This window comes from Empedobacter sp. UBA5528, from assembly GCF_002426075.1.
GTDB lineage: Bacteria > Bacteroidota > Bacteroidia > Flavobacteriales > Weeksellaceae > Empedobacter > Empedobacter falsenii_B.
The window spans coordinates 82,417-101,706 of record NZ_DINY01000005.1; the positions used below are offsets into that span (position 1 = coordinate 82,417).

The following is a 19,290-nucleotide window of genomic DNA, read 5'->3' on the forward strand; positions in this document are numbered from 1 at the left end:
ACCGATGTTTTTTTTCACTCAAATTGATCGTGAATTATCGTTAATCCGCTTCTATTGTAGTGGAAAGCATCTTTGAAATTTCGATTCGGTTTATAATAAAACAACTGATTTTTATAATCTAAAATAATTGTAAATCTTCTCAAAATTTCATTGCCGATAGAACCTTTTCGATTATTTTTTAAGTTAAGATATTGGATCGATTCGATGTCTGGAATAGCAATTAAAGGTTGATTAAGTTTATATTTATCTAAGTTTACGGCATCTATAACTCCACGTTTGCCATTAATAGAACCATTAAAACCTTTGCCCAATTCATCCGAAAATACATGTTGTAAAGGTGCTAAATTCTCAATTTGATTTTCGAAAAGCCACAAACCATCACTATTTCCAATGTCTATCAACATTTTTTGATTTGTGTAAGTTGTTTGATGCGTAAAATCAACAGTTGTAAAAGGTTTTATTTCTGGACTTATTTCTAATGGATTTGATTGAAATTTCTTTAATTTTTTAACTTCAAGAATAGATTTATAAATGGTGATTTTTCTTTTTGCATAATCTACTTGAATTGGATAGTTTTTAAAAAATTCAGAACCAATTATTCCATGAACATCAATTCCTAACCGAGAAAAGAGGTTGAAATTCTCGTCTTGTATCACGATAATATCCATATTGTTTGAAGAATAATTTTGACCTAAAACGATTTGATTTTTTGATGAAAAAAATCCTTTTGTATCAGCATTATCTTTTCCTAGACCTTTTAAATTAATTTGGCGAAGATTGTTTTTGTTGATTGTTTTGTCATATTGGCTGAATAAAATAGTTTCTTTAAGTCCAGAATCTACAATGAAATTCATTTGATGACCATTAAATGTAATTGGAACAACAACTAAATTCTTGATAAATTGAAATGAGATAGTTTCTTTATTTACATTTTCAGACAAAGAAAGTTCCTTTTTTTGTGCATGAATTTGTAAAAAAGTAAACACAAAAATTATTGAAAGTAATAATCTAATTTTCATTCAAATTTCAGTTTTTATTAAAATTATGCAAAAAAATGATGTGATAATAAAATTATTCTTAATATCCAAATTGAAACTTTAACATGTTATTGTGTAACCTTTATGAATTTTGAACATCTATATTTTATAAAATTGATAAATGATTTTAAAACCAATAGATGACAAAAATTTACTTCTTTTTTTTATGTTTTATAACGTTTGCAAATGCGCAAGATTATAAAAAAGATACGATAGAATTACACGAAACGATTTTGTATGATAAAAGCAAATTTCGCTTGAAACGTGTTGGTCCAGAAACAAAATCTAAAAGTATTTGCCTTCAATTTTCTACAATAAAAGATAGTGTAAAATGGAATAAACCGATCATAGAAAGTTTTATTCAGGTGAATGCTCCTAAGAAAGATTTTATTGTAAAAGCGATTAATTTTAATTTTTCATATCCTCCAAAAGAAGAAAGTTTTAAATTAAATTTAAAACTATATAAATCGTCTAAAAATACTCCTGTTGATAATGTATTTTTTGAAAAGAATAATATTGAGATTTCTCCAAGCGATATTGTAAATCAATCGTACAAACTTGATTTAACCGATGATAATATTAGTTATAATGATGAATTTTATATAAGTGTTTTGATAACAAAAAGATTGGTTGATGAATTTGTTTGTTTAAGTGGTGTTATTTTGTCGAATGGATTTACAAGAAACTTAACGACAAATGGAGGTTTTGAGAAAAATCCTTTGGGAGCAAAACCATCTGTAAACGCTGATTTATTGATAAAAAGATAAAAGAGCTTTTCAGCTCTTTTATTATCGTGGTGTTCCCCACCCCCAAGGTGCTGGCGGAGTTTCAATTTCTTTTGTCAAGTCAAAATAGACATGGAATGGTGTTTTAGAACCAGCTTTTTGCAAATTGTAACTAAACGTTTTATCATCTAAGGTAATCCACCAAATATTTGTCGAAGCATAATCTATTAACGTTGCAGTTTCTTGATCGGCAGGAAACATCTGAAAATCTTTGAAACCATAATTTGTATTTGTTCCTCCATAAAATGTAATTGTTTCCGAAGTTCCATTTTTGTAACGATGATCGTGTTTTAGCGTGATGATTCCATCTTTTTTAGTCAAAATCCACGTTCTCGAATAATTATCACCAACATTGAACGGAATTTTAATTTCGTTTGTAGAACAACTTTTTACATGCATGGTTAATTTTTTACCTGCAAAATCATCGCGCGTAATATGTTCGGGCAATTTGCCTTCGTAAGCTTTACCGCAATGTTTTTCGAGATTTTTCCAGAATATTTCTGAAGGTTTTTCAGTTTGTGCAAAAAGTGAAGAAAAACCAATTAAAACGAATCCAAGTTGTAAACATTTTTTAATCATAATCAGTAATAAAATTATTCAATAATATTTTAAAGATAATCTTTTTAGAATTAATTGTTGAGCTTAATTTTCTATGCATAAAAAAGCCCTCGCTTGTTCAGGGCGAGGGCATATAGTTAAGTGTGTTATTTCTTCAAATAAAAATCTAAATTAAAATTAATTAATATCTATAATATTCTGGTTTATATGGTCCTTCAACCGTTACACCAATGTATTCTGCTTGTTCTTGAGATAAAACTTCTAATTCTACTCCTAATTTAGCTAAGTGTAATTCTGCAACTTTTTCATCTAAATGCTTCGGTAAAGTATATACTTTATTTTTGTAAGCTGATGAATTTGTCCACAACTCGATTTGAGCTAAAGTTTGGTTAGAGAAAGAGTTTGACATCACAAAAGAAGGGTGTCCTGTTGCACAACCTAAGTTAACTAAACGTCCTTCAGCCAAAATGATGATGTCATTTCCGTTGATGTTGTATTTGTCAACTTGTGGTTTAATTTCTTCTTTCGTGTTTCCGTAGTTTCCGTTTAACCAAGCCATATCGATTTCGTTATCGAAGTGACCAATGTTACACACAACTACTTTGTCTTTCATTTTCTCGAAATGCTCTGCACGTACAATTCCAAAGTTACCAGTAGTCGTAATTACGATATCAGCGTTTGCAACCACTGTATCTAATTTTTTTACTTCGTAACCTTCCATAGATGCTTGTAAAGCACAAATAGGGTCGATTTCAGTTACTGTAACAATTGCTCCAGCACCGCGGAAAGAAGCCGCTGTACCTTTACCAACATCACCAAATCCACAAACTACAACACGTTTACCAGCGATCATCAAGTCAGTAGCACGTTTGATAGCATCTACTGCAGATTCACGACATCCGTATTTGTTGTCGAATTTAGATTTTGTTACAGAGTCATTTACGTTAATTGCAGGCATAGGCAATGTACCTTTCTCCATTCTTTCGTAAAGACGGTGTACACCCGTAGTTGTTTCTTCTGATAATCCTTTGATCTCAGCAACCAATTCTGGGTAACGATCAATCACCATATTCGTTAAGTCTCCACCATCATCCAAAATCATGTTTAATGGTTTACGATCTTCTCCGAAGAATAATGTTTGCTCGATACACCAATCGAATTCCTCTTCGTTCATCCCTTTCCAAGCATACACAGGAATCCCAGCAGCAGCTATTGCAGCAGCAGCGTGATCTTGTGTAGAGAAAATATTACATGACGACCATGTAACATCAGCTCCTAAAGCAACCAACGTTTCGATTAATACTGCAGTTTGGATTGTCATGTGTAGACAACCTGCAATGCGAGCACCTTTCAAAGGTTGAGCAGCTTTGTACTCTTCACGGATAGCCATCAACCCAGGCATTTCTGCCTCAGCCAACGTAATTTCCTTTCTTCCCCACTCAGCTAAAGAAATATCTTTAACTTTGTATGGAATGTATTGCGTTTTTGTATCCATCAATTGATATATTTAACTAACTTTTTTTTTAAGTTTATAAGGAACAAATTTACAAACAAATTTCGATTAATAAAATGCCCGTTATCGATTATATTAACGATTTTAAACATACCCGCATTATTACGTGGAATGTAACAGAATCGAATGAAGAATTATTAGAATATCTTCATTTAGAGGACTATAGAATAGAAAAATATAATAATCTTCGACCTAAACAGGCGAGAGAATATCTTGGTTTGCGCGCTTGTCTAAAGAAATTGGACTTGGATTATGATGTAAATTATGACGAAAGAGGAAAACCTTTTTTACCTACAAATAAAGAAATTTCTATCACGCATTCCTATGGATTGGTTTCTGTTGGCGTGAGCGAATATAATATTGGGATAGATATTGAATTGGCTCGACCAAGAAAAATTTTAAACATTAAACACAAATTTGCGCGTCCAGATGAAATCGCTTGGATTCCGCAAGAACATGAAACTGAATATTTGCATGTAATTTGGGGAATGAAAGAAGGTTTGTACAAATTGAATGGTGGAAATCTTTGGAATTTTCTGAATCATTATCGTGCAGAAGAATTTGAATTAATAGAAAATAAACAATTTATTTGTTGGATTTCGGATGATGTGAAATCTCGTAAATATCATGCATTCTATAAAATGATTGGTGAATATTATTTGGTTTGGGTGTTGGATTATGAATAAGTCGAAGTTTAAAATTAGAATTACGAATTTAGATTTTTGATTTAGAATGAATTATTTTTAACTCACAACTCACAACTTAAGAATGAACGATTTTATTGATTATATCCTTGCGCCTTACAAAACCTATTCTAAGTTGAATATCTTGCTCGAAACGATAGCAACTTTTTTCGGAATTATTTCAGTTTATTATACCTACAAACGCAATATTTGGGTTTATCCAACTACAATTATTTCAACATTTATTTTCATTTATTTATTTTTTAATTGGGGATTATATGGTGAAACAATTATTAATGTTTACTATACTTCAATGGCGATTTATGGTTGGATTTTGTGGCAAAAAAATCTTGAAGAAGATCATAAACATGTCGATGTTTCGTGGGCTTCGAAAAAAGAATATTTGTATGCAACGATTTTGTTTGCATTGAGTTTTCTGTTTATTCTGACGATTTATTATTTCCGTCCAGTTATTCAGAATGGATTTGACACAAGTTTTATCAATCAATGTCAATTTCATTATACTCAAATAGATTTTATAGATGCATCGACAACAGCCATCTTTTTGATTGGGATGTGGATGATGGCAAGACGAAAAATTGATAATTGGTTTTTTTGGATAATTGGTGATTTGGTGATGATTCCACTGATGATTCATAAAGGAGCTGTGATTACATCATTTCAGTATATTGTTTTGTTAGTTTTATCGATTATTGGACTAATTGATTGGATTAAATCTATTAAAAATTACCAAAAAATAGTGAGCGAGTAAATAAGTTTATTTTATTATTTTAGCATTAATTATTTATCAAAAATTTTACCTAAAAAAATATGGAAGATCAACACGTATATCAACAAAACCAATTGGTTGCAGAGGCAACGAGTGTAGAAAGGGCAAATTTCTATAAACATACTTACGGACACGTTGCAGGAGGAGTTTTAGTATTTGTTTTAATCGAATCTTTGATGTTAAAATCAGAAGCATTAGTAAGCTTTATGTTAAGTTTAACTTCTGGATATCTTTGGCTTATTTTATTAGCAGGTTTCATGGGAGTTACTTGGGTCGCACAAAAAATGGCTTATGGTTCGATTTCTAAATCAAAACAATACTTAGGTTACTTATTGTATATAATTGCAGAAGCTTTAATTTTTGTTCCAATGCTTTACATCGCATTGTATTATGGCGGAACATACGTTATAAAACAAGCAGCTGTAGTAACAGGAGGATTATTTGTAGGATTATCAGCTATTGTATTTTTAACAAAAGCAGATTTCTCTATTTTACGAGGAGCATTAACTATAGGATTTTTCTTAGCAATTGGATTGATTATTGCAGGAATGTTATTCGGGTTCGATCTAGGATTATGGTTCTCAGTTGGAATGTGCGCCTTAGCTGGTGGAGCAATTTTGTACAACACTCACCAATTAAAATATGAGTTCGGAACACAACAATATGTTGCAGCAGCATTGTCGTTATTTGCATCATTAATGTTACTATTCTGGTATATTTTAAGAATTTTTATGAGCAGAGATTAAACAGAAACAAACAATAAATTTGTATATTGAACCGTAGCATTTTTGTTACGGTTCTTTTTATTAAAATACTATGACAAATAAAGAAAAAGAAGTAGATAGAATACAATCTCCGTTTCGACCAAAAGATTGGAACGAGATTAGAATAAATGACTCTTGGGCATTGTTCAAGATTATGGCAGAGTTTGTAAATGGTTATGAAGCCATGTCAAAAATTGGACCTTGTGTTTCTATTTTTGGTTCGGCACGTACATCAAAAGAAAATCATTATTATCAATTAGCAGAGGAAATTGCCTATCAATTAACTAAAATAGGTTTTGGTGTTATTACAGGAGGAGGACCTGCAATTATGGAAGCTGCAAATAAAGGTGCTCAAAAAGGAGGAGGCTCATCTGTTGGTTTAGGAATTACATTGCCTTTCGAGACAGAATTGAACAAATATATTGACCGTGAATATGAAATAAATTTTGATTATTTCTTTGCTCGAAAAGTGATGTTTGTAAAATATTCTCAAGGATTCATCGTAATGCCAGGAGGTTTCGGAACATTAGATGAACTGTTTGAAGCATTAACTTTAGTTCAGACAAAGAAAACAGGTCGTTTCCCAATTGTGTTAGTTGGAACTGAATATTGGTCAGGTTTAATTGATTGGATCAAAGAAACAGTTTTGAGAGAAGGTTATATTTCTGAGAAAGATTTGGATCTTTTCCGTTTGGTTGATACAGCAGAAGAAGCAGTTGCTCACATCGAGAATTTCTACGAAAAATATAATATTAAGCTTAATTTTTAAGCAACAAAAAACCTCATCATTTGATGAGGTTTTTTATATTTTTATGATTGAATTTATTTTAAATCAACTACTTCAAAAACCATATCTTGGTAATCATTAGCTTCATAAAAAATACCAATTTTATTTTTTGATATATTCGTTAAAACGGAATAAGCCGAAGAATTTGGTTCTATAGTTTTGAAAAAATTCCATGTTTTCGCTTGATCTCTACTTACTTTCAATCCCAGGTTTTTGACTATCTTTTGAATCATGCAAATTACTAAACACAATATCTTTTCCTAAAACCAATGTCGAAGCATTACAAGTTGGATCAATTAATTGTTCATCCATTTTAGAAGTCCATGTTTTTCCTTGATCTTTTGAGATAAATATTTTACGGAAACCAGCATTTTGAATGCGCGCATTTAACATCCAATTTTTGTTTCGTCAGCTTTTTCTGCAACACTCGAAATTCGTTCCCACGTTTTTCCATGATCTTTACTTCCGAATACGTAAACACCGTCTTTCAATCGAACCAATGTATTCAAAATCCAACCTTCTTTTGTGTATGCGCCACGACCAGAAGTAATGAATTTAAAATCTTTTTTCCATTCCGTTGGCGTAATTTGGTCCGTAATATCAACAGGTTTTGACCACGTTTCTCCATTGTCAGCACTTTTTACAAAATGTAATCGAAATTCATTTTTCGCAATTTTATGATTCATGTAATTGTAAAAAAGATAAATTTCTTTTGTCTTTTCATCCAAAACCATTGATACATCAGAAGCAGATTCTTGATCTGGAAAATCGATAACTCGCTTGATTGCTGACTATGTTTTTCCCTTGTCATCACTTTTCCTAATCACAATATTGATATTAGGATTGTAAAGTAAATCGCCACAATTTGGAACACGCTCGTCGATTGCCGCAATCAATATTCCTTTTGCTGATGTAATGATACTCTAAATGCGATAACATTTGACATCCGATTGATTTTGATTGTAAATAAAACTTGTTTGTTGGTTTGGGCAAATCCCAGCGTATAAGCGAAGGAAAAAATGGCAAGTAGAATTTTTCTTTTTTGTCATGGTGTAAATTAACCGACAAGTTATTGATTTTTCAACGATTTGTGAAAATGAAAAGCCATCAAAACGAATTTTAATGGCTTTTTTTAAAATTAATTTTTAATCAGTTTCGCCGACGATTTTCGATTTTTAGCTTCAATGTCAAGAATGTAAATACCTTTTGGTAATTCTTTGATGTTAAATTGATGTATTGCTGAAAATTTTCCTGAAAACTCTTTGATTAGTTTTCCTGTTAAATCATAGATTTTTACTTTTTCTGAATTAATATTTAATGAAAAAGAGGAAGAAACCGGATTTGGAGTTACAGAGATTTTTTCTAAAGTAATCTCAATACTATCTGTTGATAAATTTGCTTTTGCATTCCCGAAAATTCTAAATTCACCTGGATTTAGATTAACTGTAAATGATGAATTTGTATTGGTGACATTCAGCGTTGTTTCGTCCATCAAATTGTACCAATTTCCTGTAAATGGAAAAAGTGGCGCAATTGCTTGAGTGCTTGTTGTGAAGTTTGCAATAACAATTACCTCATATAAATCAGACGACGATAATAAATTATTTGTAATCTGAATACGCGGTTTTAAATCTCCAGATGTAATTGTATAATTATCAGTTTCGAAAACTTTGTTGTTTAATTTAAGACCAATAATTTTTGACCAAACTTCATAAACAGATTTTCTATCGGCATTTGTTAAGTAACCAATTTCGCTTGGAATAGGTTTTGGATTGGTGCGACATCCGTCATTATTTGTTCCATCTTCGCAATGATTGATCGAATAATCATATCCTAATTCTCCAAATTGCCACAACATTTTAGGACCAGGAATCGTAAATAGAACGGCACCTAAAGCTTTTTGTCTTTCTAAAGAAGTTTTTAAATCTTTTACATTATAAGTTCCTGATGATGCACCATATTGTAAATTCTTGTACATCATTCTTTCTTCATCATGACTTTCTGCGTAGGCAACCAAATGTTTTTTCGTAAAACCTTTTACAGTATGCTTCAACCAATCAAAGTTACTATCCGAAGCATATCCCATTGTATTTTGATTAAAATTATTAGTCGCTTTACCCCAAAGCATAATTCCTTTACCTTCGTTAATGCGATAATTCGCCCATTCTGTTTCCTCTTGTGCTGAACCATTATTTCCTAAATGTTCAAAAATGATGTAGGAATTCGGATCAATTGTCCATTGCATATCTGCATATTTTTTTAAAATTGCTACACGATCAGCCTGATATCCGTTTGTACAAGTTTCATCAGAAGGTGTACAATTTTGTGTAAATCCTTTTGTTAAATCCCATCTAAATCCATCAATTTTGAACTCTTCAATCCAATGTTTTAATGTACGTTGTACATAATTTTGAGTTGGTGTTAATTGATGATTTAAATCGTATCCAACATTGTAACTATGTTTTGAGGTTTGATTAACATAAGGATTTGTAGCAGTTGGTTCTCCAAAACCATCATTGTCGGGATCATTCATCCACATTCTAACCAACGGAGATCGACCATAAACATGATTTAAAGCAACATCTAAAATGATTGAAATTCCATTTTGATGACACAAATCGATGAACTCTTTCATTTTATCTGCTGGTCCATAAGCTTTATCCAAAGCAAGATGATAAGCTGTATTATAACCCCAAGAAATATTTCCTTCAAACTCCATTACGGGCATAACTTCGATTGCGTTGATGTTTAATTTTTTGAAATAATCAAAATCATCAATTAAAGATTGCCATGTTTTTGTCGAATTGAAATCACGAATTAATAATTCGTAAATCATCAAATTCTCTTTATTTGGGCGATTGAAATTTGAAACTTTCCAATTGTATTTTGCTTGATTTGTTTGTAAAACCGAAACTTCAAATTGTTGTCCAGTAGGATATACAGGTATATTGGGATAAGTTGAAGCGGTAATATACGGATCGTCATAAGGAGATAAGACTAATGTTGAATAAGGATCTGCAGTTTTGATTCCGTCACTTGTTCGATATTGAAACGTATAGATTTCACCTGCTTTAAGATTAGATAATTCAATCCAATATAAATCCTTGTTAGTTGTATCTCGATTCATCACATATTGATCAGAAAGTTGCCAATTATTGAAACTTCCGATTACATGAATGAACTCTTTTTGTGGAGCGTATAAAACCAAATATGCTTTTGTAAAATCATTATTCAAATAATTAATTCCTTCATGTAAATTAGATGGAATGGCTACATCTTTAACCGTTGGTTTGATATTAATTGTAAAAGATTTGCTTATTGTTTGACCATTAAAAGTTGCATTTAATGTATAATTCTGATTTTGTAAAATGGTATAATTTTTATCAAAAGAAGTTGAATTATTTAATGCATCAATTTGAGTTCCGTTAGCAGATAATGTCCAATTAGCAGATTTTGTAGCTATCGCTTTGATGTTAAAACTTGATCCTGAAGAAACATTTGTAATTGAATTTTCGAGCGGATTAGTTAAAGTAACTTTGAAAGAACCTACCGAAATAGAAAGATCCGTAGTTTGTTGTTTTCCATCTGCACTTCTAAAAACAACATCTATTGCTGTAATATTTTTAGAAGTATCAACTCCATAGAATTGATAAATAGATGTAGGGATTTCTAATTTGTAGGTTGATCCAGAAACGAAAGTTAATTTGGGTTGAGTGGTATTATTTCCCCAACTTTCAATTATATTTTCCCATTGTTTTCCATCAATAGTTACGCCTGTATGCGCATAAATATCTCCTGAATAATTGGCAAGACCTGTTCCTGTTTTATCGAAGTTTATTACAACTGCTTGGTTTGCTTCGGGTGGTGAAGGAGTTGTTGTAATTTGTGCTTTGGTAAAAGATATTACCATTAAAAGCATTAAAATAGATAGAATGTTTTTCATGTTTTGTGTAGTTTTAGAAAAAAGCCATTAAAAAACGTAATTGAATTTTAATGGCTTTTAAAAAATTATTTGTTGATGAGAAAAAATTTTATTGAGCTTCTACTGTATAAGTTTTCTTGTTGAAATTAGCTGTGATTTTATATTTCCCAGCTTTTATTTTGATGTTAGTACCGTCTTTGTCTGTTAATTCTCCTGCATTACTTGTACCACCAAAATTTGTTCCCCAATCATTATTTAAACGGAATTTAAATTCTCCATCTTTTAATGTTGTAGTAATAGTCCAAGCATCTAAAGTACCATCATAAGACAATTTTTGGTCTGGACCATCCCATCCGTTTGCTGTAGCGTCACCTACTAATCCCCAAGAATAATTATCTAATTTATAAGTTAGATTTGTTAAGTCCATAGTTATCTTGTAAGTACCGGCATCTACTGCGATGTTTTTACCTCCTTTTTCAAGTTTTCCATTAGATCCACCATAATCTAACTCCCATTTGTTGTCTTGACGGAATTTGATTTCACCAGCTTTTAAATCTGTATACGCTACAAATACATTTGTAACATCAGTTTTCCAAAATTGAACATCTGGCCCGTCCCAACCGTTAGGAGTAGCAGAACCAACAACACCCCAATTTGTAGATAAATCTGTTGGATATGGCGTTATTTTTAATATATTGACATTAGAAATTAACTGTTGAGAACCAGGAGTACCAACTGTAGAGACAATACGATATTCTATTTCTCCTTCTTTAAAAGGTTCTAATCCTAAAGCAATAACTGCTAAATTCAATTCTTTTACGGTAACATCAGCTGTTAATGTTGAAGTTGAAGTAAGAACTTGATGATTTTCAAAATTATCTCCTTTTACATCAATTTGTAATTCATATTTAGGAGGAGTATTTGTTCCATAATTTGCGGCACTCCAATTAAATGTCATTGCTGTATTTGCAGCATTTTCTTCTAATAATTCAATTGTTGATGAAGCAGGTGTTTCTACTTTCGGTGCAACAAAATTTGAGGGATCTAATTTGATGATATCTTCATCATCGTTACATGCGCTTAAGGCAAAAATACTCGCACAAGCTAACGAAATATATTTTATAAAATTTTTCATCTTAATAACCTGGGTTTTGAGTTAAGTTTGGATTAATGACAATAATATTGTTTGGAATTGGGAAGATAGCTTTTGTAGCATCTACAGAAGTTCCGTTATGAACGCCTCCTTTCCAAGGCCAATTGTAATTATTTGTATATCTACTGAAACGAATTAAATCCGTTCTACGCGTTCCTTCCCAGTACAACTCTCTTGATCTTTCTGCTAAAATGAAATCTAAGTTTAATTGTCCGTCAGTAATATTACCTGATGTATTTCCGTATGCACGAGTTCTTAATTCGTTGATTAAGCTCAATGCAGTTGCACGATCACCACCAGTTCCTCCACGTAAAACAGCTTCGGCATAGTTTAAATAAACTTCTGCTAAACGAATTATAGGAACATCTGTGTCAACATATTCTCCTGTTGCGTCGTTTGCACTTTTTCCGTCTGAACGTTTATTTGACCATTTGTAAACAGCATAACCTTCTCCAAATGTACCTATGTTGTTAATTTCAAATGTTTGTCCATCTGTAAAGAACATCGCACGTTTATCTTTCCATGCAGTTGGATTTCCGTTACTGTCTTTCGTTGTTACAGCATCTGTAAATTGATTCACCAATGCTTTTGTAGAACGAGGACCTCCCCATCCACCATTTACACCATAATCAGCAGCTGTCATTTTTCCACCAATTGCAGCTTTTACTAAGAAAGTAGAACCTCCATATGTACGAGAATTATTTCCGTCAAAATTTAAAACGAAAATAGCTTCGTTCTGCGCGCCATTCGTATTGTTATCAGCTAAAAATAATTCGTCATAAGCAGAACCATTTTTATTTCCATCAGTTATGTTAAGCGTATATCCAGCTTGCATAGCCAATTTAGAATAAGTGATGGCTTCTGTATATTTTGCTTCACCAATCCAAGTTTCTGCATTTAGATATAAACGAGATAATAATGCTTCGGCAGCTGCTTTGTCTACACGTCCGTATTCGTTTGTACGACCAGCTTTTAATTCAGCTTCGATAGCTTTTAGTTCGCTTTCAACGAANNAAGTGAAAATCTCTTTACGATTGCTTTGTTTCGGTAATTCAGAAGAAACTTCTGTTACTAACGGAACATTCGCATATAAATCCATTAAGCTATAATAAGCATATGCTCTAATGAAACGCGCTTCAGCTACATATTCTTTCACTTCTGGAGTTGTGCTTGATAAAGCTTCAGCGTTTGCAATAAATGAATTAGAGAAAGAAACGGTTTGTGCTAAACGATAATACATCGCTTCAACAAAACTGTTACTTGCTCCCCAAGAAATCTCATGCAAGTTTGGTAAACCTGGATCTCCCCAGCCAACAATAGATTCGTCTGTTGTTAATACATTTAAGTTGAACATTAAACGAGTATATTGAGAAGCACCTTCGTCAATACCTTGAATATCTCCACTTCCCGCTGGACCTTTTTGTCCAGTAAGTGCTAAAGAAGAATATACTTTTGCTAAAGCAGATTTTGCAGTAGCAACATCTTTGAATACATCAAATTGTGTATAAGTATCTGGATCATTTGGCATTAAATCTAAATCATCATGACATGAAGAAACAGAGAAAGCCAATGCCGCAGCTAAAATATATGTTGAAATTTTAATCTTTTTCATTGTAGTTTTCTTAGAAATTAACATTTAAACCAAATACATACGTTCTCGGTCTTGGATAAAAACTATTATCAATTCCGCGGTAAATTTCAGGATCTAAACCACTGTAATTTGTGAATACAGCTACGTTTTGAACCGCTCCATAAAGACGAATATCTAATCCTTTGATTGCTTGTTTTAGGTTGTAACCTAATGTAATGTTATCAATACGGAAGAAAGATGCATCTTCTATAAAGTGGTCACTTAACAAATTAGTTTCTGTGATACTTGTGAAACCTGTGTTGTAGTAGCTTGAAAGCACATTAGATAAATAGTTTTGACCATTTCCTGTCGCTTTTTTGCTGTAACCTTTAGACGAAGCCATGTTATTGTAAGCATAGTTTCCGATATTAGCACGAGCAGTTGCACTTAAATCCCAATTTTTGTAACGGAAGAATGTATTGAATCCCATTGTTACTTTTGCGAAAGGACTTTTGTGAATATAACGGTCTTTTTCGTTGATGATTCCGTCGTTGTTCAAATCTTCGTAAGCTCCTTCGATAGGCTTTCCGTTTGCATCATAAATTTGTTTGTATACGTAGAAACTAAATGGTTCTTCTCCTTCACGTTGAATTTGAATATTGTTACCAGTTCCTCCATCGATACCACCTGTTAAATTATCAGTAGGTAAGTTGACAATTTTATTATCATTAAAAGCGATGTTGTATCCAAAAGACCAATCAAAATCTTTTGTTTTTACGATATCAGCATTGATGCTAAATTCGATTCCTTTATTTTCCATATCACCGATATTTTTATCGATCATATTTCCAAAGTTTGTAAATGGATCTACATAAACACTCGCAATTAAATCACTTGTTTTTTTCTTGTAAACGTCTAATGTACCATAGATTCTATTTTTGAATAAAGAGTAATCAATACCAGCATTTAATGTACTAGAAATTTCCCATTTTAAATCACCATTAAATGGTTGAGGACGATAAGTTTGATAGAATGTTGAACCAAATTGATAATAAGCAGTTGATTCTGATCCTTGATAACGCGTTAAGAATTGGAAGTTTCCTAATCCGTTCACATTACCAACTTTACCATATCCAACACGTAATTTCAAATCATTTACAACAGAACTTCCTTTCAAGAATTCTTCTTTAGAGATATTCCATGCAATAGCTGCAGAAGGGAAATAACCCCATTGGTTGTCATGGCTTAATTTTGATGAAGCATCTGCACGCATAGTAGCTGTTAAGATGTAACGATTATCAAAATTATAGTTTAAACGTCCGAAGTATGATAGTAAAGAATAGTGATCACGGTCTACGAATGTAAATTGATCAGAACCTTGTTGTTCTAATTCACTATCGTAATTGGTGTTGTATGTATTAAAGTATTGATAACTGTAACCTCCAACAACAGTTAATCCGTGTTGTCCAAAATCTTTGTTGAATGTTAAATATGCATCAAATAATTTGTTGTAGAATTGTGCGCTAAATGTTGTTTTAGAACCATCCCATGTCAAAGAAGAGTTTGGCATATTTGCAGTTGTTACATTACGTCCATTCGCATTAGAAATATCATAACCTACATTAACTGTTGCAGTAACAGATGGTAAGAAATGTAATTTATAATCCATTTTTGCATTTCCTACAAAACGACGAACTTCTGATGTATCTCTGTTTTCGTTGATTAATGCAACTGGGTTAGTTGGCGCTAAATTGTGTTTAACAGATCCGTCCATCCAAGTGTGGTAACCTCCAAATATATTTGCTCCAGAATAAACTGGTTGAGTTGGATCATACTCTAAAGCAGCTCCAATTGCACCTCTGTTTGCAAATTGATTTTCGATATAAGAACCTCGAGCATTCAATTCAAATTTTAAGTGATCATCTAAGAAAGATGGACTTAAGTTCATAGAAGCTGTTGTACGATTGATGTTATCTCCTTTCAAAATACCATCTTGATCTGTGTTAGAAATAGAAAAACGAGACGGCATTTTACCTCCAATATTTCCTGTTGCACTAAAGTTGTGATCAAAACCTACAGCTGTTCTATAAATTTCTTTTTGCCAATCTGTATTTGCGTTACCTAAACGAGAAATTTCGTCAGCTGTTCCTACAGATTTTACCAATTCACGGAATTGATCTGCATTCATTACATCAATATAACCTTCTGGTTGATAAATTGATGTAATTGAATTATAATTAAAACGGAATTTTTTTCCTTTTCCTTTTTTAGTTGTAACCATTACAACCCCATTCGCAGCACGAGAACCATAAATGGCAGTTGCAGAAGCATCTTTCAAAATAGTCATCGTTTCGATGTCGTTAGGATTTAAGAAATCCAAAGGATTTCGAGAACCTCCAATATTTACTTCAGATAAAGGAACACCATCAACTACATATAATGGTTGAGAGTTTAATGATAACGAACTATTACCACGAATGATAATGTTTTGACCGTCACCAGGAGCTCCACCAGCAGATGTTACCACAACACCAGCGATTTTCCCTGTCATTAATTCTTGCGCAGAAGTGATTGATCCTTTGTTGAAATCTTCTGAATTTAATTGATTTACAGAACCTGTGACATCTTCTTTTTTAGCTGTACCATATCCAATTACAACTACTTCTTTCAAGTTTTCTGTCGTTTTAGACATACGAAGTTGTAATTGCGTTTGTCCCGCAAAAGTTATTTCTTGATCGTCATAACCAAAAAAACTGATAACAATTATATCACCATCGTTCGCTTCTAATGTAAAATTTCCTTTTTCATCAGAAACTGTCGATTCTCCTGTTGTAATGTTCGAAACATCTGCACCAGCTAAAACCGTGTTATTAGCGCTATCTTGTACTGTTCCTTTTATCGCAGTTTGTGCAGATAAAATAGCAGGGCTTGATAAAACTAATGCTAGAAGAGATTGTTTTAAAATCCTCATATATTTTTTGTTTTGTTTCGTTAATTATTAATTTATATTTTTACTTCTCATTACCAAATATAAGTTGTTTAATTGATTGATTGTGTATGTAATACACTAACTAGTTGAACGAAAACGTTTTCGTGTTAATAAATAATTAAATTAATTGTTATAGCATGTTAATTTTTAATAAAAAAGACGGAAATTAGTAGAATAAGATTGATGGTTAAGGTAGAAAGAAGATTATGAAAAAGAATTTGACATTAAAACAGATTGCAAAAGAGTTAGATGTTTCGATATCAACGGTTTCTAAGGCGTTGAAAAATAGCGAAGAGATTAGTGCTGTAACGAAACAAAAGATTCAGGCATTTGCAAAATTATACAACTACAAACCGAATAATATAGCATTAAGTCTAAAGAATCGTAAAACGAAAACCATTGCCGTGATTATTCCCGAAATCGTTCACGATTTTTTTGCGATGGTAATTAGTGGAATCGAAAATTTAGCCAATCAATATGGTTATAATGTCTTAATATGTTTGTCAAATGAATCGTACGAACGTGAAGTGATTAATATGGAGATGCTTGCAGCGGGTAGTATAGACGGATTTGTGATTTCTCTTTCGAAAGAAACTCAAGCCAAAAAAGATTATCATCATATCAAAGAAATCATCAACCAAGGAATGCCAGTTGTGATGTTCGACCGTGTAACGCGTGAGGTTTATACTGATAAAGTGATTATTGATGATGTACTTGCGACACAAGAAGCAATTCAGTATTTTATAAGTAAAGAACGCAAGAAAATCGGTTTTATCACAACGCCAGATTATATAAGTGTTGGACGCTTAAGAACCGAAGGATATAAAAGAACATTAGAAGCGAATGGAATTGCAGTTGACGAAAACTTGATTTTGCGTGTAGAAGACGAGAGTCAGTTGGACACTATGATTGATGAGTTTTTCGAAAAAAATAAATTTGACGCAGTAATGGCAGTAAATGAATTATATGCCGTAAAAGTGTTGAGAGCAGCACTGAAAAAAGGAATCAAAGTGCCAGAAGAATTACATTTAATAGCTTTTACAGATGGTGTAATTTCCAAGAACTCAATTCCAAGCATTTCTACAGTCAAACAAAATGCATTCAAAATGGGTGAGATTGCAGCGCGTTTATTGATTCAAAAATTAGAGTCAGAAAACGAGCATGAGCATTACATTACCGAAGTTGTCGGAACAGAATTATTACACAGAGAAACTACAACGATTTAGTAAGTTTTTTTTGGTTAAATAATTGTTACAGTTGCAATAATCCCAAAAAAAAGTTTTAACATTGTAAACAAATCAAAACATATTTTTACTTCTCAAATTACAAAAATATAGTTTTGATAAGCATAAAACGCTTATCGTAAAATACATAAAAAAATTACGATAATGAGAAAGCGTAGATTAGGATTTCTTGAAATCTGGAATTTAAGTTTCGGATATCTAGGAGTTCAAATGGGTTTCGCCTTGCAAAACGCAAATGCGAGCCGTATTCTAAGTTCATTTGGTGCCGATGTGCACGAATTGTCTTGGTTTTGGATTGTTGCACCGCTAATGGGATTGATTGTTCAACCTATTATTGGTCATTATTCAGATAATACTTGGTCTAAATTTGGACGAAGAAAACCATACTTTTTAGTAGGAGCTTTATTGGCTTCTTTCGGATTAATCTTAATGCCACAAGCAGGTGCATTTACGGCATTGATGCCTGCATTATGGATGGGTGCTGGATTCTTGATGATAATGGATGCTTCATTCAATATCGCGATGGAACCGATGCGTGCATTTGTAGCAGATATGTTGCCTTCGGATCAACGTACATTAGGATATTCAATTCAAACTGTAATTATTGGTTTAGGAGCTGTTGTCGGTTCGTGGTTGCCTTATATTTTGAGCAACTGGTTTGGTGTTTCAAGTATTGCAGCGGAAGGAGAAGTTCCGTTTCACTTAATTTTATCATTCATTATTGGAGCAATTGCAATTATTGTAACCGTTTTAATTACCATTTTTACAACAAAAGAATATTCGCCAGAAGAATTAGACGCTTTCGAAAAAGCAGAAGGTAGAGAACCAATTGTTGAAGAAAAAGCAAGCTTAACACAGATTTTTACCGATTTTGGGAATATGCCAAAAACGATGAAACAATTAGGTTTGGTACAGTTCTTTACGTGGTTTGCATTATTCGGTATGTGGGTATTTGCTACGCCTGCAATCGCTCATCATGTGTACGGTTTGTCTTTGAGTGATACACATTCAGAAACGTACCAAAAAGCAGGGGATTGGGTTGGAATTATCTTCGGAGTTTACAACGGAATTTCTGCAATATTCGCCTTCTTTTTACCAGCAATAGCCTTAAAATTTGGTCGAAAAACAACACATGCTATTTCATTAATTTGTGGAGGATTAGGATTAATTTCAATCTATTTTATTCACGATCCAAAATTACTAATCCTTTCCATGATCGGAGTAGGAATCGCTTGGGCAAGTATCTTATCGATGCCTTATGCAATTTTAGCGGGAGCAATTCCAGCGAAAAAAATGGGTGTTTACATGGGAATTTTCAATTTCTTCATTTGTATGCCTCAAATCGTCAACGCATTGTTAGGCGGTCCAATTGTAAAATATTTATATCACGATAATCCAATTTTCGCCATTGTTACCAGCGGTGTTGCGCTAATTATTGCAGCACTTTTTGTAACGCGCGTAAAAGATGTGGATGAACCAATCAAAGCATAATCAT

At 32.5% G+C, this 19,290-nt stretch carries 17 protein-coding genes; 7 read left to right on the forward strand and 10 right to left on the reverse strand.

The features are described from left to right. Positions 1 to 14 precede the first annotated feature (14 nt). On the reverse strand, positions 15 to 1,019 hold the full coding sequence (locus B4L98_RS01115; protein ID WP_291047689.1) for an aspartyl protease family protein: 1,005 nt from the start codon (positions 1,017 to 1,019) through the stop codon (positions 15 to 17). Positions 1,020 to 1,177: 158 nt separating this feature from the next. Between B4L98_RS01115 and B4L98_RS01120 the strand changes: the two genes are divergently transcribed. Next, the gene (locus B4L98_RS01120; RefSeq protein ID WP_291047691.1) at positions 1,178 to 1,804 is read left to right on the forward strand and encodes a hypothetical protein; all 627 of its coding nucleotides are present in this window, start codon (positions 1,178 to 1,180) and stop codon (positions 1,802 to 1,804) included. 21 nt (positions 1,805 to 1,825) lie between these two features. Here the strand turns inward: B4L98_RS01120 and B4L98_RS01125 are convergent, their stop codons facing one another. Together B4L98_RS01125 and ahcY are read right to left on the reverse strand one after the other, a co-directional pair. Further along, entirely contained in the window at positions 1,826 to 2,401 is a 576-nt protein-coding gene (locus B4L98_RS01125) for a hypothetical protein (protein WP_291047693.1), read from the reverse strand. A gap of 160 nt (positions 2,402 to 2,561) precedes the next feature. Then, positions 2,562 to 3,875 (reverse strand): adenosylhomocysteinase, encoded by a 1,314-nt coding sequence (ahcY, locus tag B4L98_RS01130; RefSeq protein WP_291060234.1) that lies wholly within the window; start codon positions 3,873 to 3,875, stop codon positions 2,562 to 2,564. Between the two features lie 74 nt (positions 3,876 to 3,949). On the opposite strand from ahcY, the gene B4L98_RS01135 reads away from it, so the two are divergent. The 4 genes from B4L98_RS01135 to B4L98_RS01150 all read left to right on the forward strand — a co-directional run bounded on the left by B4L98_RS01135 (position 3,950) and on the right by B4L98_RS01150 (position 6,899). Further along, positions 3,950 to 4,579 carry a 4'-phosphopantetheinyl transferase family protein gene (locus B4L98_RS01135; protein WP_280049879.1) on the forward strand — a complete coding sequence of 210 codons (630 nt, stop codon included), beginning with the start codon at positions 3,950 to 3,952 and terminating at the stop codon, positions 4,577 to 4,579. A gap of 82 nt (positions 4,580 to 4,661) precedes the next feature. Further along, positions 4,662 to 5,348, forward strand: a complete 687-nt coding sequence (gene pnuC / locus B4L98_RS01140) for a nicotinamide riboside transporter PnuC (RefSeq protein WP_291060231.1) — start codon at positions 4,662 to 4,664, stop codon at positions 5,346 to 5,348. A 59-nt stretch (positions 5,349 to 5,407) separates the two neighbouring features. Continuing rightward, positions 5,408 to 6,112: a Bax inhibitor-1/YccA family protein gene (locus B4L98_RS01145; protein WP_284584249.1), complete on the forward strand. Its 705-nt coding sequence runs from the start codon at positions 5,408 to 5,410 to the stop codon at positions 6,110 to 6,112. Between the two features lie 70 nt (positions 6,113 to 6,182). Further along, entirely contained in the window at positions 6,183 to 6,899 is a 717-nt protein-coding gene (locus tag B4L98_RS01150; protein WP_225538918.1) for a TIGR00730 family Rossman fold protein, read from the forward strand. 53 nt (positions 6,900 to 6,952) lie between these two features. Here the strand turns inward: B4L98_RS01150 and B4L98_RS01155 are convergent, their stop codons facing one another. From B4L98_RS01155 to B4L98_RS01185, 7 genes are all read right to left on the reverse strand, one after another. Then, a complete protein-coding gene (locus B4L98_RS01155; RefSeq protein WP_225532378.1) occupies positions 6,953 to 7,120 on the reverse strand; it encodes a sialidase family protein in 168 nt (55 codons plus the stop codon). Then, positions 7,107 to 7,310 (reverse strand): sialidase family protein, encoded by a 204-nt coding sequence (locus B4L98_RS01160; RefSeq protein ID WP_225532379.1) that lies wholly within the window; start codon positions 7,308 to 7,310, stop codon positions 7,107 to 7,109. The genes B4L98_RS01155 and B4L98_RS01160 overlap by 14 nt, the downstream gene beginning before the upstream one ends. Next, positions 7,304 to 7,651: an exo-alpha-sialidase gene (locus tag B4L98_RS01165; RefSeq protein ID WP_260541246.1), complete on the reverse strand. Its 348-nt coding sequence runs from the start codon at positions 7,649 to 7,651 to the stop codon at positions 7,304 to 7,306. Before B4L98_RS01165 ends, B4L98_RS01160 begins: the two co-directional genes overlap by 7 nt. Before the next feature lie 404 nt (positions 7,652 to 8,055). Next, positions 8,056 to 10,860 carry an alpha-amylase family glycosyl hydrolase gene (locus B4L98_RS01170; RefSeq protein ID WP_291077336.1) on the reverse strand — a complete coding sequence of 935 codons (2,805 nt, stop codon included), beginning with the start codon at positions 10,858 to 10,860 and terminating at the stop codon, positions 8,056 to 8,058. Positions 10,861 to 10,948: 88 nt separating this feature from the next. Further along, positions 10,949 to 11,974 (reverse strand): SusE domain-containing protein, encoded by a 1,026-nt coding sequence (locus B4L98_RS01175; RefSeq protein WP_125349454.1) that lies wholly within the window; start codon positions 11,972 to 11,974, stop codon positions 10,949 to 10,951. Between the two features lies 1 nt (position 11,975). Beyond that, the gene (locus B4L98_RS01180; protein WP_291077337.1) at positions 11,976 to 13,604 is read right to left on the reverse strand and encodes a RagB/SusD family nutrient uptake outer membrane protein; all 1,629 of its coding nucleotides are present in this window, start codon (positions 13,602 to 13,604) and stop codon (positions 11,976 to 11,978) included. Between the two features lie 10 nt (positions 13,605 to 13,614). After that, positions 13,615 to 16,533 (reverse strand): SusC/RagA family TonB-linked outer membrane protein, encoded by a 2,919-nt coding sequence (locus B4L98_RS01185; protein WP_125349452.1) that lies wholly within the window; start codon positions 16,531 to 16,533, stop codon positions 13,615 to 13,617. A gap of 224 nt (positions 16,534 to 16,757) precedes the next feature. Here B4L98_RS01185 and B4L98_RS01190 point away from each other — a divergent pair, with 224 nt between their 5' ends. Then, positions 16,758 to 17,777: a LacI family DNA-binding transcriptional regulator gene (locus B4L98_RS01190; protein ID WP_038331040.1), complete on the forward strand. Its 1,020-nt coding sequence runs from the start codon at positions 16,758 to 16,760 to the stop codon at positions 17,775 to 17,777. Positions 17,778 to 17,939: 162 nt separating this feature from the next. Further along, positions 17,940 to 19,286 carry an MFS transporter gene (locus tag B4L98_RS01195; protein WP_038331042.1) on the forward strand — a complete coding sequence of 449 codons (1,347 nt, stop codon included), beginning with the start codon at positions 17,940 to 17,942 and terminating at the stop codon, positions 19,284 to 19,286. Positions 19,287 to 19,290: the final 4 nt, after the last annotated feature.

What these genes read in the sequence shown, in the direction of transcription:
- B4L98_RS01145 (WP_284584249.1), top strand. Translation starts at nt 5,408, where the DNA reads ATGGAAGATCAACACGTATATCAACAAAACCAATTGGTTGCAGAGGCA.
- B4L98_RS01175 (WP_125349454.1), bottom strand. Translation starts at nt 11,974, where the DNA reads ATGAAAAATTTTATAAAATATATTTCGTTAGCTTGTGCGAGTATTTTT.
- B4L98_RS01150 (WP_225538918.1), top strand. Translation starts at nt 6,183, where the DNA reads ATGACAAATAAAGAAAAAGAAGTAGATAGAATACAATCTCCGTTTCGA.
- B4L98_RS01185 (WP_125349452.1), bottom strand. Translation starts at nt 16,533, where the DNA reads ATGAGGATTTTAAAACAATCTCTTCTAGCATTAGTTTTATCAAGCCCT.
- pnuC (WP_291060231.1), top strand. Translation starts at nt 4,662, where the DNA reads ATGAACGATTTTATTGATTATATCCTTGCGCCTTACAAAACCTATTCT.
- B4L98_RS01115 (WP_291047689.1), bottom strand. Translation starts at nt 1,019, where the DNA reads ATGAAAATTAGATTATTACTTTCAATAATTTTTGTGTTTACTTTTTTA.
- ahcY (WP_291060234.1), bottom strand. Translation starts at nt 3,875, where the DNA reads ATGGATACAAAAACGCAATACATTCCATACAAAGTTAAAGATATTTCT.
- B4L98_RS01125 (WP_291047693.1), bottom strand. Translation starts at nt 2,401, where the DNA reads ATGATTAAAAAATGTTTACAACTTGGATTCGTTTTAATTGGTTTTTCT.
- B4L98_RS01165 (WP_260541246.1), bottom strand. Translation starts at nt 7,651, where the DNA reads ATGGTTTTGGATGAAAAGACAAAAGAAATTTATCTTTTTTACAATTAC.
- B4L98_RS01190 (WP_038331040.1), top strand. Translation starts at nt 16,758, where the DNA reads ATGAAAAAGAATTTGACATTAAAACAGATTGCAAAAGAGTTAGATGTT.
- B4L98_RS01195 (WP_038331042.1), top strand. Translation starts at nt 17,940, where the DNA reads ATGAGAAAGCGTAGATTAGGATTTCTTGAAATCTGGAATTTAAGTTTC.
- B4L98_RS01120 (WP_291047691.1), top strand. Translation starts at nt 1,178, where the DNA reads ATGACAAAAATTTACTTCTTTTTTTTATGTTTTATAACGTTTGCAAAT.
- B4L98_RS01170 (WP_291077336.1), bottom strand. Translation starts at nt 10,860, where the DNA reads ATGAAAAACATTCTATCTATTTTAATGCTTTTAATGGTAATATCTTTT.
- B4L98_RS01135 (WP_280049879.1), top strand. Translation starts at nt 3,950, where the DNA reads ATGCCCGTTATCGATTATATTAACGATTTTAAACATACCCGCATTATT.
- B4L98_RS01160 (WP_225532379.1), bottom strand. Translation starts at nt 7,310, where the DNA reads ATGTTAAATGCGCGCATTCAAAATGCTGGTTTCCGTAAAATATTTATC.